We start from the raw sequence: 14,452 nt of genomic DNA, 5'->3' as shown, positions 1-14,452 counted from the left end.
CTCAATTACGCCTTGATGCCATCAATGAGTAAGTCAACTGCACGTGTGGCCAGTTGAACTTGTTCTTCGTCGGTTAGCCCTTGAAAGGAAGCTCTTAGAATACCGGTAATTAGCGCATAATCTTTTGGGGTAAGATCTGGTCGGCAAATTCGATGGGCAATGGCTTGATCAATCAGCGGTTGAAGAATTGCGTCACGCCGTTGATAAATATCCACCATACTTGGGTCATTACGATCAATCACACGCCAATATTCCATCAAGGCGGTGAGATAAGGCAGATTCTCGACATGATTGCGAATTAACCGAATCAAACCATCAGGATATTCTGAAAAGCTTTTTGCCCGTTCATCTAGACGAGTTAATGCTTGTTCCATCAAGGCGATGACCAACTCACGGCGATCTTTAAAATTACGATAAAAGGTTGCTCGTCCAACGCCAGCTTCATCAATCACGAGCTGTAATGGCGCACGAATCCCTTGTTTACGGAATATTTTCAGTGCAGCATTAAGCAAATCTTCGCGATTTTGTGCCGCTTGTTTTTGACGTATACGCATAGGGGAAATTGCATTAAATTTTATTCTGATATTTAACGGACATTTTTGTCCGTTGTAAATTACTAACTCTGTGGATTTTTGTAAATAGCAGCTTTAAAGTGAATGAGATTGGTTAGAATGACTTAGGTCAATGATTAATAAATTGTATAAATAGGTTTAGATTTCTAAATATTTACCCTTTAAAATAAAACAATAAGTGTGCTGAAATTGTGAAAATTTTTAAAAATATTGTTATTTCGATCTGCTGCATCAGTGTATTGGTGTTAAATGCCTGTACGCCATCTGAGAAAAAAGCAGATCAGGCCGCATCTTCAAGAAAATCATCAGATCAACAGATTGAACAACAATTCAAGCTTTGGAAGGCGCAACAAGACCCCCAATTATTGGCAGATTATTATCAGTTTATGTCGCAGTATTTAAAACATCCGCCTAGTCTGATGGAGCTGACAACCAGCCGAAACTATATGCCAGAACAGTGTTACTCAAAACGTTTTGCCATTCCACCTAAAGCCTTTTGGAAAAATGTGGTGAGTAGTTTGCAATTGGTGGAAAAGTTAAATCGAAATGAATATTTTAAAACATATACGATTTCAGCGATCTATCGTGCCCCTGAATTAAATAAATGCATAGGTGGGGCGGAAAAAAGTAAGCATTTAAGTAATTATGCAGTTGATTTTCATGTGCTATCTCCCAAAGAAACCATTAAAAAAGATCGCGAATTATTAGTTAAAAAAATGTGTCATTTTTGGCAAGTGGAAGGCAAAAGTTATAAAATGGGTTTAGGCGTTTATGGTAACAATCGCTATCATATTGATACCCAAGGATATCGTACTTGGGGTAAGGACTTTAAATCGAAAAGTTCGCCGTGTGTAAAAAGTTAAAATTGTATTTTTGAGCAAGAATTGAACTTGAATCTATATTAAAAAATTCTGAGAGATTGGAACGTTATTTATGAAATGTCTACAGACCCTAATAAAGTGTTTTTTATTTGCTCTGACTTTTTTCAGTAGTTATTCTGCTTTTGCGCAAGCTGATGCTGCCGTCGAAGTTGATTCTGAATACGAAGTATTGGGGCATGCAGGAAAACTGAAAATTCAAAAAGAGTCTTGCACTCAGCATGGTTCTAGTTGTGACTATGTACTCTATGATGCTAAAGGAAAGAAGCAGGTATTAATGGAAAAATGGAGTAAAACCGCAAACGTTTATCAATTTAATCCAAATTTAATGGGTTTTTTGTTGGGGCTAACAGGAAGTGAGTATAATCTCACTGTGATTAACGATAAAAATCAACAAAAAGATTATGGCAGTTTTCTTGCGATGAATACGCAGCAAACCTGTTTTGTAACTTTTGAATCAAATTTAAAAAATATGCCGAATTCATTGGTATTTTATAGCGTTCCTGATTTTCGGGTACGTTTAGTGCTCAACAACAAAGTGCCGCAATTTAAAAAGTTGGACTATCCTGCCACGGCAAATTTTGAGGATAATGGTGATTTTTCATTTAACTATAATATTAAGGTCGGAAACGAGATGGGGGTACAAGATGTTATCATTCAAAACCCTTGTCAGTCTGATTATCGGGTAATTATGAGTTAACATAAATAAAATAAAGTTATTAATTCCATTAAAATTCATCATTTTTATTTTTTAATTGAATTGTCTATTGTCGTTTTATTCGACAACAAGGACACGACAATGACCACTCAACAGCAAGTTAATCAGGCACAATATCAAAATAAATCAGAAGCATACTTAAATAGCCAAGTACATGCACAAGGCATTGAGTTTGAAAAAATGCAAAATTTAATCCAACAACATCAATTCAAACGAGTTTTGGATCTAGGCTGCGGTGGTGGGCATGTCACTTATCAGATTGCAGCATTCACTGAGCAAGTAATTGCCTATGATATTACGCCTGAAATGGTCAATCTTGTGACCACACAATCTCAACAAAAGGGATTCGATCATGTCATAGGGAAGGTTGGTGCAGCAGAGCAATTGGATTTTCCTGTTGAGCATTTTGATTGTGTGATCAGTCGTTATTCTGCGCATCATTGGCAAAGTATCACTCAAGCAATTCATGAAATTTATCGTGTATTACGTGCTGATGGCAAAGTGATCCTGTTTGATATTATTGGCAATTCTAACCCTATTTTAGACACCTTTATTCAGACCATAGAAACCATTCGTGATCCAAGCCATGTTCGAAATTATAGTTTGGCGGAATGGGTACAAATCGTAGAACAAGCAGGCTTTAAGGTAGAAACCATTGAAAAGCAAAGTTTACAGTTAAATTTTCAAAGTTGGGTGGAGCGTATGCAAACACCAGTAGAGGATATCCATACCATTCGCTATTTACAGTCCAAAGCTGCTGATCAAGTACAACAGTATTATCAGATTCAGCAAGATGGCACATTTACCAGTGAAGCTGTATATTTGCTATTGAGTAAAACTTGATTAGAAATCTGATGTCAAAAAAAATAATCAATACAATATTTCCGATATTATTTAGCATGATGGCTTATTCCAGTAGTGGTTATGCCGAGCAGATTCATCGAACAGTGGCGAAGATAGGGCAATTTTCAGTCATTCAGCAAACATGTGATGAAGATGCAAATGATCATTGTGATTTTGTACTCTATGAAGGCGATGACTATAGATTACCTTTGGTCATGGACTGGGAGCGTGGTTTAAATGTTGAAAACCAAACCGAGGATTTCTTGCATTTAAGCTATGGCTATACCTTTAATGTTCATCATAGTCTTTTCATCTCGAAGGCGGGGATCGTGCAGGCTTTAGACAACGTTGTTGTTGTGGATGAAAAGACTGGGTGTATCGCCCGATTTGAATTAAAAAATGCGCCTACGATTATTTTCCAAAAAGTATTTACTGCGAAAGTTTTAAATAAAATTCAACTTCAACCAGAGCAATACCCTAAAATTGAGTCTGTAAGCGTAGATGCTTTTCAATATTTTAGTGACATGGAATTTGATGGAAATGGTGGCTTTCACTACCGTTACAAAAATAAAAATGATGAAGATCAAGCTGTTTTAATGATAGATCCTTGTGACGTATAGCCACTTTCTATAGATAGACACCTTTTGAAATAAAAAATAGCTGTATTTTTAATCAGAACTGTTATGCTCGAACTATAAATAAAACAAAAAATGGAGGAGATGCCATGAAAAAGCTATCCATCAGTTTGAGTGTAATACTTGCAGTATTTTTGGTTGGGTGTGAAAAGAAACCACCTACACCAACAAAAACTGAAGTTCGTTCAATCCATATCGCAGGTATGCCTGTGTATGAAAAAGACTATCGTCTCAGTGCTCGTTCAGTGGATGCACAACCCTGATTTTTATTCAAAATATAAAAACGAGTGCATCAAAAGAGCATGCACTCGTTTGGTTTTAATTCAATTTAACTCAGTTGATTTTAAATGAATTAATGAAAAACTGTTTCTAAAGCTTTTAATCCGACTTTAGGATCAAGTAATCCATTATAGATCTCAGGAATTTCACGTTCTACGCCAAAGAACTCATAAATTGCAATCATGGCACCACGAACAGAATATTCAACAGTAAAAACTACATCATCTTCAATTTCAACAAATTGTCCCAAGAATGCGAAGTTTTTTGCGCCTTGTGGAATAACCTGTGGGCGGTCACCAGGCTTACGGCAAGCAAATAAAGCCGATGCATAAGGCATCATAGCTGTTGTTACAATGGTGTTTGCTAGAACATGCTCAAGAATGTCATCAAAGCCGAGTTGTAGAATTAGTTCAGTGAGTATTTCGTTGCCTGTTGCTTGTGACATCGGTTTTTTGATGTAATCACCTGTTTGATCAATTTGGAAACCATAGCCCCAGAGGGTAAAGGTGCCTTCTGGTAAATTTGCAAAATGCGGTTGAGCAGGCACCACAATCGATAAATGCCAGCCAGATTCAAACCAAGTCATCAGTGCCCCAGTACCTGGCTGGTTGCCTGTGTAATCAATGATGCGATTTAACAGAACATCATCTGTCATGGTGAGTGTAAAAGACTCCCATTTATGTTCATCAATGTTGCCATAAAAGGTCATTGGTCGGCCAAAGTCAGGTGCTTTTTTCGCAAGGGTTTCCCATAAGGTCCAACCATGATCAAGTCGATCACGAATAAGCGCTGGAACATCATCATTTCCAGCATAACGGGAATCTGCTGTAATTGAACCTAAAGTAAATATGGCAAGATCATTTTCTTGAAGATTGATTTGCTCAGTACCTTCAGGAAGGTTGACATACAAGCGTGTTGCACGACGTTGTAGGGTTGCTTCATCGGTTTGAAAGTCTGCATCTGTTACATAATTGCCAAAACGAACATCTACGCCTTGTTCAAGCAACCAACGTTGTAGCGGCAAAATCATGGAATCATATTGGTTGTATTTGGTTCTTTTTACCCCAGCAAGGGTATGAATACGTGGTAACTCTTGGATAAAACGTAAGAAATAGCGACGAAGTTCTGCTGCACTGTGCCATTTTTGGAAGGCAAATGTCGTACGCCACATACGCCAAAAGTTCGTTTCAAAGAAGGTCTCATCGAAAAATTCATCAATACGGCGGCTGCCAATTTTTTCTTCTTTCGCTGCCAATAAGCGTAACATTTGCGCACGATGGCGTGTATTTAAACCCAGTTTAGCGGCATCTGAAATCACATGCTGCGCATCAATTAAACGGGCTTGTGCATGGGTTTTGACTTGTTGATTGAACTCACGACATTCTTCACGAACAGAAAGTTCAGGATTTTCTAAGGATGGAATACTCGAAAATAAGTCCCAAAGACATAAATATGTTTCATCAGTTAGCATCCGCCCGCCACGGGTAACCCATGCTTGTGCAGCATGTGGTGTATGACCGCCATCCATTGAACCACCTGAGACATCTAACTCTTCGAGAATGTGAATATTTTTAGCTGGTACTTTGGCATCACGTATAGCAAATGCGGCAGCTGCCATTCCAGCAATTCCACCGCCAATGATCCACAAATGTGCTTGGCTTGCATCTAAACGGTTGGTTTTGTTGTTGTGCATTTTTTACCCCTGAGTATAAATATTGATTTTGGATAATTTAAAACCATAGTTTTATTATGGTTTTTTATAGCCTATAAATACATGAAAATAGAAGTTAATTTTTGTGATTAATGTGGTCTATTTTATGGATTTTTAGGATGTTTTATATACCTTGATGATTTTATTGATATAATTAAAATATTGAAAAATAAATTTTTTATTGAGTTTTTGCTCTAAAAATATTTATTTACTCTGTTTGTGATGATAATACACAAGTGTATTTAAATTTATGATTGAAATTTTGATGAATTTGCATTGAATAAAAGTGTAATCGCGAAATAATAAAGATTTTTATATCTTCAAAAAACGGTTGTAGCGTAAAATATCTATTCTTAAAAATAGTCTGGGTCGGGGTGTCTCTTGGAATCATTATTGATTTTAGGTTCAATTGCATTGGCATTAATGCTAGGTGCGATTAGCCCTGGTCCTACATTTGTCTATGTGGCTAAAAATTCAATTGCGATTTCTCGTAAACATGGTTTGTTTACCGCATTAGGGACAGGCACGGGCGCAGCTTTATTTGGTTTTTTAGCTGTAATGGGATTACAGGCAATCTTATTGGCTGTACCTTCTGCATATTTAGCTTTAAAAATTTGTGGTGGTCTGTATTTACTTTGGCTGGCTTATAAAATTATTAAGCATGCTAAAGATCCAATGGCACAGGCATCTGACTCATCTACGGTGATGAGTTATCAACAAGCGTTTCGTTTAGGTTTAATTACCCAGTTAAGTAATCCTAAAATTGCGATTATTTTAGCCAGTATTTTTACTGCGCTTTTACCCAAAGAAATTCCAATGTATTTTTATTTTGTTTTGCCTATCTTATGCTTTTTTATCGATGCAGGCTGGTATTCACTGGTTGCTGTTGCACTTTCAGCGGAAAAGCCGCGCCGTGTTTATTTGAAGTTTAAAAAAGTCTTCGATCGAGTCGCGGGCGGTGTCATGACATTACTTGGTTTAAAGCTAATTTTTGGTATGAAATGATTGTTTTTACGAGCAAAATGGTCATGGATTTTATCAGTAGATCTTATTTGTTAAAAACTAATTAACAGTGTGTTTAGTTTGTGTTATATATTTATTCATTATAATGGTTTAAACCTTAGAGAGATGTAATTTTGAAAAAAATATTATTAATTGCTGCCTTAAATGGCTTGGTACTTACTGCTTGTTCTACCACTGAAAGCTCTAAAACCATCCAAGCACCTCAAGTGGCTGCTGTGAATTCAGCGGTAAAATATTCAGGTGCGAAAACAGCAGTTTCGATTGGTAAGTTTGATAATCGCTCAAGTTATATGCGCGGAATCTTCTCTGATAATGTCGATCGTTTAGGCGGTCAAGCAAAAACGATTTTAGAAACGCACTTGCAACAAACCGGATATTTTTCAGTCTTAAATCGAGACAATTTATCAGAGCTGCAACAAGAGGCTGGTTTTGGTAAAGCAGCTCAATCCATTAAGGGCGCACGTTATGTGCTCACTGGGGATGTATCTGAATTTGGGCGCAAAGAAGTGGGTGACCATCAATTGTTTGGACTACTAGGGCGTGGTAAAACTCAAATTGCCTATGCAAAAGTCAATATTAATGTTGTTGATGTAAAAACAGCAGAAGTTGTCCATTCTGTGCAGGGTGCAGGTGAATACGCGCTCAGTGAACGCGAAATTTTAGGTTTTGGTTCTACAGCATCTTATGACTCAACCTTAAATGGTAAGGTTTTAGATCTGGCTGTACGCGAAGCGGTTAATCACCTTGTCACAGATATTCAAACAAATAAGTGGTCCGTACAATAGGTTTGAATAAATGAAACGGGTTTTATTATTTTTAAGCTTTTTTGCAACGTTAACTTTGGTTGGGTGTGCATCTGGACCACAGTCTTTATATAGTTGGGGCGGATATCCACAGCAAACCTATTTAATGCTGGCGGTTCCAGAAAAAACTTCGCCTCAGCAACAAATTTTAGCGCTTGAAAAAGATGTTGAGAAAGCAAAAGCAAAAAATGCCGCAGTGCCGCCAGGTTTATATGCGCATTTGGGCTTGTTAAATCTTAATATTCAAAATGGCCCACGTGCAATTGAATATTTTGAGTTAGAGCGCCAAATTTATCCAGAGTCAACCGTATTGATGGATCGTCTATTGAAGAAAATGATCCCTCAATCGACTGAGGTAAATCCCAAATGAAAAATATGAAACAATTTTTCGTACTTGGTTTACTGATGATGCTTTTCACCGGTTGTGCGGTGTCACCTAAGCAGAATCGTGATTTAGCAGCATATCGTGAGCATATCCCTAAGTCGATTTTGGTACTTCCTCCAATCAATGAGTCTCCTGATACTCGTGCAACCTATGGGTATTGGTCAACAGTAACATTGCCTGTAGCTGAAGCTGGTTATTATGTATTTCCAATTTCTGTTGTTGACACCATGTTTAAAGAGAATGGGGTGACCAATGGATTTGATGCTCAAGCAATTCCACCTCAAAAGTTAAAAGAGATTTTCGGAGCGGATGCTGCGTTATATATTAAAGTTAAAGAGTATGGTTCTAAATATCAGGTGATTCAATCTGTAGCTGCAGTTGCAGTAGAAGCCAAACTTGTAGATTTACAAACTGGCACATTACTTTGGCAAGGTGAACAGCGACTTCAGCAAGCCAATGATAATAGCAATGCGGGTTTGATTGGCGCGTTGGTTGGTGCTTTAGTTGATCAAATATCCAATCATCTGTCAGACAAAGCCTATACTTTATCAAGTATTGTAAGCTCGCAATTATATTCACCGAGTATAAATCAGCAAAAAGGTCTGTTATATGGACCACGTTCACCAAACTTTAGCCAAAATGCTTTGAAACCTTAAGCACTGGTATTGTTTGTGAGTATTAAATAAAAACCCCAATTTAAAAATTGGGGTTTTTATGTTTAACGCATATTGCTGATTAGTGCACCATAGAAATCTTGTCTAAGAAGAATTTGGTTCTTTCATGGCGCTCATCCGGCTTATTAAAGAAGTCATCTGTTGCACAGTCTTCCAAAATCTTGCCTTGATCCATGAAAATAACTCGGCTTGAGACTTTACGAGCAAAGCCCATCTCATGAGTTACACACATCATGGTCATGCCTTCTTTTGCCAATTGACTCATGACTTCAAGCACTTCACCCACCATTTCAGGGTCTAATGCCGAAGTAGGTTCATCAAATAACATGCACACTGGATCCATACATAGACCACGGGCAATCGCAACACGCTGTTGCTGACCACCAGACAGTTGCCCTGGAAACTTATTTTTGTGAGCTGCCAGACCAACACGATCTAAATATTGCAATGCTTTTTTCTCAGCCTCTGCTTTAGAACGATTTAAAACCTTAAGTTGCCCAATGGTTAAATTATCCAAAACAGTCATATGTGGGAACAATTCAAAGTGTTGGAATACCATTCCCACACGAGAACGGAATTTTGCCAGATCAGTTTTTGAATCTTTTAAGGCTGTTCCATCAACAACAATATTGCCTTCTTGGAACGGTTCTAATGCATTTACAGTTTTAATCAGTGTAGATTTACCAGAACCTGAAGGTCCACACACCACCACAACTTCACCTTTTTCAATTGAAGTGGTGCAATCTGTAAGAACTTGAAAATCTCCATACCATTTTGAGATATGTTGTATTTCTATCATTGGCATATTGATTCTCCAATTATCGAATTATTGCTATTTTTTGATGTAAACGCTTCACAAGTCGTGAAAGCGCAAAGGAGATACAGAAGTAAACAACTGCTACAATCAGGTAGAAAGTTGCTTTGGTTTCAGCACCGTAGGTATTTGCTAAGGTATTGGCATTGCCCAAGAAGTCTGGCGCACTAATCACGTAAACTAAGGATACATCTTGGAAAAGTACGATAGATTGAGTCAAAATGACAGGTAGCATGTTTCTAAAAGCTTGTGGCAACACCACATTGGACATGGTTTGTCCATAGGTGAAACCAAGTGCATAACCTGCATTGACCTGACCTTTAGAAACAGACTGAATCCCTGAACGTACAATTTCTGAAAAGAATGCTGCTTCAAAAATTGCAAAGGTCACCACACTTGAAAACAGTGGACCATAATAGGTATCTGACTGAAACTCAAAAATCTTTGGCAATAAGAAATAGAAAATGAAGATCACTTGAATCAGTGGTACACCACGGAAGAAATCGACATAAACTTTAGCAAAATTACTGGCAACTTTATTGTTGGATAAACGCATCATGGCCAAAGGTGTGCCAATCAGAATCCCACCAATAATCGATAAAATCGTCACAGTAACGGTAAATTTAAACCCTGCGATCAGCGTTTGAATAACATCTTGATTTTGTAAAATACTAAAATCCATGACTATTTACCCCCCGAGCCTAGACCAGGAACAGCCATACGTTTTTCAATCCAAGCCATGATTAACTTAATGGTATAGGTAATGACTAAGTAAACTGGTGTCGAAAGAATAAGAATAACAATATCTTGAGATGTTTCTTCACGCATGGTTTTGGTATAAGCAAAGAAGTTCAAAACACTCAGCGCATACAGTACAGCAGAGTTCTTGAAAATATTCATTGCTTCAGAGGTGAGCGTTGGCCAAACAATACGATAAGCGACAGGGAGAATGACATAGCGATAGCTTTGGCTTTGATTTAAACCAATTGCAAAAGCTGCATTTTTTTGTCCATTTGAAACCGTATTAATGCCTGAGCGCACTTGTTCAGCAATACGTGCTGCGGTATATAGACCGAGTGCAAATACCCCAACCACTGCGGGATTGTCATTGAGAATATTTTGCCACCATCCACCATGAACCATTTCTCCACTACCAGTACTTAAGCTGAGTGGCAGTAATTGCGGGAATACGAATGCCCAGAAAAACAGTTGTACGATCAGCGGGATATTTCGGAAAAGTTCGACATAGCAAGTACCAATAAATGAAAGTGGTTTATTGGGTAATGTACGTAAAATCCCGATCAGAGAACCAAGAAGAAATGCAATGAAAAATGCAGCAATCGCGGTCCAGACCATGGTCCAAACACCTGAGCCTAGGAGTTGTAACCAGGTTGGTGCATCTGCAACAGGGGAATAACTTTCACCACCAATCGCTTTACAGACAGATTCAGCCCATGCAGCTTTATCAAGACTATATTCATTCGAGGGGAGACAATATGCTGTCCAGTTAAGTGAGCCTACGGACATGTGTGCTCCTTGTATTTTTAATTTTATAAAAATTTATAGACCAGACTTTAAACCTAATCTGATCTATAAACCGTTGTTTTAAACTACGTTATTAGTTGATACCAGCATCCGTAGGATTGGCTTTAAGCTTTAAATATGATGAGCTCATTGGCATATTTAAATTGACATTTTTAGGTGCGATTGGTGACTGGAACCATTTTTTATATAGCGCCGCCATTTGACCATTTTTCCACATTGTTGTTACTGTTTTATCTGCGATTGCTTTATACGCTGCATCGCCTTTCGGTAACATAATGCCGTACGGCTCAGAAGAAAGTACTGGACCTACAATTTTAAAGTCTTTTGGATTTGATGATTTTGCAATTAACCCTGCAAGAATATTGTCATCCATCACAAATGCTGCAGCACGGCCAGAAGCGACCATGGCAAATGAGTCTGAGTGGTCTTTACCATAAACGTTGTTTACGTTGACTTTTTCGCCTTTCTCACCCATTTTGATGTATTTGTCAGATGTAGTCCCTTGGGTGGTCACAACTGCTTTACCATTTAGATCTGCAATTGTTTTAATTGGTGCACTGGCTTTAACCGCCATGCGTACTTCAGTTGCATAATAGTTGGTTGAGAAGCTTACCTGTTGTTGGCGTTGAATAGAGTTTGTTGTCGTACCGCACTCCATATCGATATTACCTGCCAACATTTCTGGAATACGCGTAGAAGAGGTAACCGCTTTATATTCAACTTTAAGATTTGGCATCTTGAGCGTTTTTTTCAGCTCATTGGCAAAGTTATTACAAATATCGACAGCATATCCCATTGGTTTACCACCAATCACATAGGAAATCGGATCAGATGACTCACGGTAACCAATGATCACTTTCCCTGATTGTTTGATCTTTGCTAATGTATCTGCTGCTTGAACCTGTGAAAAAGCACCGCCAGCCATAAGTACACCAAGCGCTGTGGTTAAAACTTTTTTTGATAGTGTTTTTGTAGATAGTGTCATTTGAGTTCTCCATTACATGATTTTTTTGGCAGTTTAAGCCGCTCGTTTCTAAAATTAAGCAGTTATCGTGCCAAACCTTTTCCTTGAAACTACGATTCATCATATTTCTTTATATCATTATTTTTATACTCACTATTCCAATAAGTAAAGGATAAAAATAATAAATTTCACAAACTAGAAATGTGACTGGTCTCACAAAGTGGAACCTATTTTATTTAAATATTTTGAAATAAATAGCCCTAAAGCCATTTATTTTTGCTTATAGGTTTTAAATTTCTATTTATATAATTGATGACTATTTCAACAGATCTGGATCAGAGGTCTTTTTAAAAAACTGAATAAAAAAACGACATTATTAAAATTTATCTTTAATTGATAAATAACAAACATTTTTATGTAAGGTATTCATTTTTTTTACTAGTCCTAATCCATTTCCTGTGATATAAAAAATCAATAGGCATGAATTTTGCATTGCTTATTCACATAAGATGAAATGAAATAATACAGTGTGGGAACTATGGGTATGAAGTTATCGGTTGGATTAAAAGTTGCAAATTCGTTGTCGCTTACGCCACAACTGCAACAAGCCATTCGATTACTGCAATTATCGAGTTTGGAGCTTGAACAAGAAATTCAAATTCAACTTGATAGTAATCCTTTGCTTGAAAAAGTTGAAGAAGAGACACATGAAAGCCCTGAAAATGTAAAACAAGAACAACAAGAATATGAACTCTCGGATTCTTTAAATGCGAACCACTTACCTGATGAGCTGCCTGTAGATACGGATTGGGATGATGTCTATACCCATCAATCAACTGCAATGGAGCGCCCTGAGTTTGAGGATCGTGAAGACAATCGTCATTCAGAAGCATCATTAAAAGAACATATGTTGGGGCAAGTCAATTTATTGCATTTTTCTCCAGTGGATAAATTGATTGCGTATTGCATTGTCGATGCTTTAGATGAAAAAGGATTTTTGGCTGCCGATATTGAAGAAATTGTCAGCTCAGTACAGCATCTACTACAACAAATGGATTATGACATTGAGGTTGAAGAGGATGAGGTTCTGGTTGTTTTAAAACATATCCAACGCTTAGAACCGATTGGTATTGGTGCTCGTAGTCTAGCAGAATGTCTTTTTGTGCAAATTGAGGCTTTAGCTACCACCACACTGTTTAGGAAAGAAGCGCTGATGTTGTTGAAACATTATGAGCTTTTGGTCAGTAATGACTTAAATAAACTGATTAAGCAAACGGGTTTAAATGCTGAGTTATTAAAGTCAGCAATTGATTTATTGAAAACCCTTAAACCTTATCCGGGTGCTGAATTTGAGCAAAAAGAATCAGATTATCAAATTCCAGATGTGGTGGTGTCCAAAAAAAATGACCATTGGTATGTTCAACTGAACCCAGATATTTTACCAAAACTTCGAATTAACTCATTTTATTCAGGCATGATTAAACGTGCTGATCAAAGTGATGATAACCAATATTTACGCAATCAAATGCTTGAAGCGAAAAACTTTATTAAAAGTGTCGATGAGCGTCATAAAACTTTATTAAAAGTCGCAAGTTGCATTGTGCAACATCAACGTGAGTTTTTAGAAATCGGTGCTGAAGGAATGAAACCTTTGGTTTTGCGAGATGTTGCAGAAGAAGTTGAATTACATGAGTCAACAGTTTCTCGTGTCACCACCAATAAGTTTTTACTGACACCTCGTGGTCTATTTGAGCTGAAATATTTCTTTTCGAGTCATGTGGGAACAACTTCTGGAGGAGAAGCATCATCGACAGCCATCCGAGCAAAAATCAAAAAGCTTGTTGCAGATGAAAACCCACGTAAGCCGTTGTCAGACAATACAATTGCCAATTTATTAAAAGAAGAGGGGATAGATGTGGCACGACGGACAGTCGCAAAATATCGTGAATCGTTACATATTCCGTCTTCATCTGACCGAAAAGTGTTGATCTAAATTTTAAAGTGTGGCTATTCTAATTGCTCATTATGACGAAATAATGAATCGCTTTTTGTCTTTTGGAGTAACTTAAATGATTGCATGATATTGAGCACAGTTTTTTCCTTGGTGAATGCTGTCATGAGATCGTTTGGGTTATGACTTTCATATTCCTATATAAGGAGAGGGATAAAGCTATGCAAATTACAATCCGTGGACATCACTTAAGTATTACACCTGCAATAGAAGAAAACATACGAGATCGATTTACCCAGATGACCAAGCATATTGATCAGGTCAATAGTATGCAGGTCAAACTCAGTAAAGATCATCAATTAGATAAAAGATCTAAAAAAGGCAGTGCAAATCATATAGCAGAGGCAATTGTTCGTTTGCCAGGGATAGAGCTTTTTGCCCAAGCGAGCGCTGATGATATGTATAATGCGATTACAAAATTGACAGATAAATTAAAAAGGCAATTAGATAAGCATCGGAAAATGCAGTTGGATTATCAGCCAATGGAAGTTTTAGCGACGTAAAATTGATGTTTTTAAAAGAGGTTGAAAAGACCTCTTTTTTTTATCTATATTTTTTTGTACGAGTTAATGAATTATTTCGGTGAGTTATAGTAAA

Annotated in this window: 17 protein-coding genes; 11 read left to right on the top strand and 6 right to left on the bottom strand. The window is 37.4% G+C overall.

From position 1 onward, the window contains the following. Positions 1–5: 5 nt before the first annotated feature. Positions 6–554 carry a TetR/AcrR family transcriptional regulator gene (locus tag AS4_RS17725; protein ID WP_034613789.1) on the bottom strand — a complete coding sequence of 183 codons (549 nt, stop codon included), beginning with the start codon at positions 552–554 and terminating at the stop codon, positions 6–8. 209 nt (positions 555–763) lie between these two features. On the opposite strand from AS4_RS17725, the gene AS4_RS17720 reads away from it, so the two are divergent. From AS4_RS17720 to AS4_RS21835, 5 genes are all read left to right on the top strand, one after another. Further along, positions 764–1,435, top strand: a complete 672-nt coding sequence (locus AS4_RS17720) for a D-Ala-D-Ala carboxypeptidase family metallohydrolase (protein WP_096735045.1) — start codon at positions 764–766, stop codon at positions 1,433–1,435. Positions 1,436–1,505: 70 nt separating this feature from the next. Then, positions 1,506–2,150: a hypothetical protein gene (locus AS4_RS17715; RefSeq protein ID WP_096735044.1), complete on the top strand. Its 645-nt coding sequence runs from the start codon at positions 1,506–1,508 to the stop codon at positions 2,148–2,150. A gap of 99 nt (positions 2,151–2,249) precedes the next feature. Next, positions 2,250–3,011 carry a class I SAM-dependent methyltransferase gene (locus AS4_RS17710; RefSeq protein WP_096735043.1) on the top strand — a complete coding sequence of 254 codons (762 nt, stop codon included), beginning with the start codon at positions 2,250–2,252 and terminating at the stop codon, positions 3,009–3,011. Between the two features lie 59 nt (positions 3,012–3,070). Next, on the top strand, positions 3,071–3,631 hold the full coding sequence (locus AS4_RS17705; protein WP_406565200.1) for a hypothetical protein: 561 nt from the start codon (positions 3,071–3,073) through the stop codon (positions 3,629–3,631). A gap of 104 nt (positions 3,632–3,735) precedes the next feature. Beyond that, on the top strand, positions 3,736–3,909 hold the full coding sequence (locus AS4_RS21835) for an NF038215 family lipoprotein (protein WP_167468958.1): 174 nt from the start codon (positions 3,736–3,738) through the stop codon (positions 3,907–3,909). Between the two features lie 89 nt (positions 3,910–3,998). On the opposite strand, the gene AS4_RS17700 is transcribed toward AS4_RS21835, so the two are convergent. Then, a complete protein-coding gene (locus tag AS4_RS17700) occupies positions 3,999–5,618 on the bottom strand; it encodes an oleate hydratase (RefSeq protein ID WP_096735041.1) in 1,620 nt (539 codons plus the stop codon). A gap of 399 nt (positions 5,619–6,017) precedes the next feature. On the opposite strand from AS4_RS17700, the gene AS4_RS17695 reads away from it, so the two are divergent. From AS4_RS17695 to AS4_RS17680, 4 genes are all read left to right on the top strand, one after another. Beyond that, on the top strand, positions 6,018–6,641 hold the full coding sequence (locus tag AS4_RS17695) for a LysE family translocator (RefSeq protein WP_096735040.1): 624 nt from the start codon (positions 6,018–6,020) through the stop codon (positions 6,639–6,641). Between the two features lie 131 nt (positions 6,642–6,772). After that, complete coding sequence (locus AS4_RS17690; RefSeq protein ID WP_096735039.1) at positions 6,773–7,444, top strand: CsgG/HfaB family protein; 672 nt, start codon at positions 6,773–6,775, stop codon at positions 7,442–7,444. A gap of 10 nt (positions 7,445–7,454) precedes the next feature. Further along, entirely contained in the window at positions 7,455–7,832 is a 378-nt protein-coding gene (locus AS4_RS17685) for a DUF4810 domain-containing protein (RefSeq protein WP_056515144.1), read from the top strand. Then, positions 7,829–8,503: a DUF799 domain-containing protein gene (locus AS4_RS17680; protein ID WP_096735038.1), complete on the top strand. Its 675-nt coding sequence runs from the start codon at positions 7,829–7,831 to the stop codon at positions 8,501–8,503. Before AS4_RS17685 ends, AS4_RS17680 begins: the two co-directional genes overlap by 4 nt. Before the next feature lie 79 nt (positions 8,504–8,582). Here AS4_RS17680 and AS4_RS17675 read toward each other — a convergent pair whose 3' ends face one another. The 4 genes from AS4_RS17675 to AS4_RS17660 form a co-directional block, all read right to left on the bottom strand. Next, entirely contained in the window at positions 8,583–9,326 is a 744-nt protein-coding gene (locus AS4_RS17675) for an amino acid ABC transporter ATP-binding protein (RefSeq protein WP_004723740.1), read from the bottom strand. Between the two features lie 13 nt (positions 9,327–9,339). Continuing rightward, complete coding sequence (locus AS4_RS17670) at positions 9,340–10,017, bottom strand: amino acid ABC transporter permease (RefSeq protein WP_004723739.1); 678 nt, start codon at positions 10,015–10,017, stop codon at positions 9,340–9,342. 2 nt (positions 10,018–10,019) lie between these two features. Continuing rightward, positions 10,020–10,862, bottom strand: coding sequence for an amino acid ABC transporter permease (locus AS4_RS17665; protein ID WP_004723738.1), 843 nt, complete (start codon positions 10,860–10,862; stop codon positions 10,020–10,022). A gap of 91 nt (positions 10,863–10,953) precedes the next feature. Next, complete coding sequence (locus tag AS4_RS17660) at positions 10,954–11,865, bottom strand: amino acid ABC transporter substrate-binding protein (protein ID WP_004723734.1); 912 nt, start codon at positions 11,863–11,865, stop codon at positions 10,954–10,956. Between the two features lie 523 nt (positions 11,866–12,388). Between AS4_RS17660 and AS4_RS17655 the strand changes: the two genes are divergently transcribed. Further along, positions 12,389–13,837 carry an RNA polymerase factor sigma-54 gene (locus AS4_RS17655; RefSeq protein WP_034613871.1) on the top strand — a complete coding sequence of 483 codons (1,449 nt, stop codon included), beginning with the start codon at positions 12,389–12,391 and terminating at the stop codon, positions 13,835–13,837. Between the two features lie 179 nt (positions 13,838–14,016). Continuing rightward, positions 14,017–14,358 carry a ribosome hibernation-promoting factor, HPF/YfiA family gene (gene hpf, locus AS4_RS17650; RefSeq protein ID WP_096735037.1) on the top strand — a complete coding sequence of 114 codons (342 nt, stop codon included), beginning with the start codon at positions 14,017–14,019 and terminating at the stop codon, positions 14,356–14,358. The last annotated feature ends 94 nt before the right edge of the window (positions 14,359–14,452 follow it).

The organism is Acinetobacter guillouiae (assembly GCF_002370525.2).
In the GTDB taxonomy this organism is placed as follows: Bacteria; Pseudomonadota; Gammaproteobacteria; order Pseudomonadales; family Moraxellaceae; genus Acinetobacter; species Acinetobacter guillouiae.
This window is presented reverse-complemented; position numbering and strand designations above follow the sequence as displayed.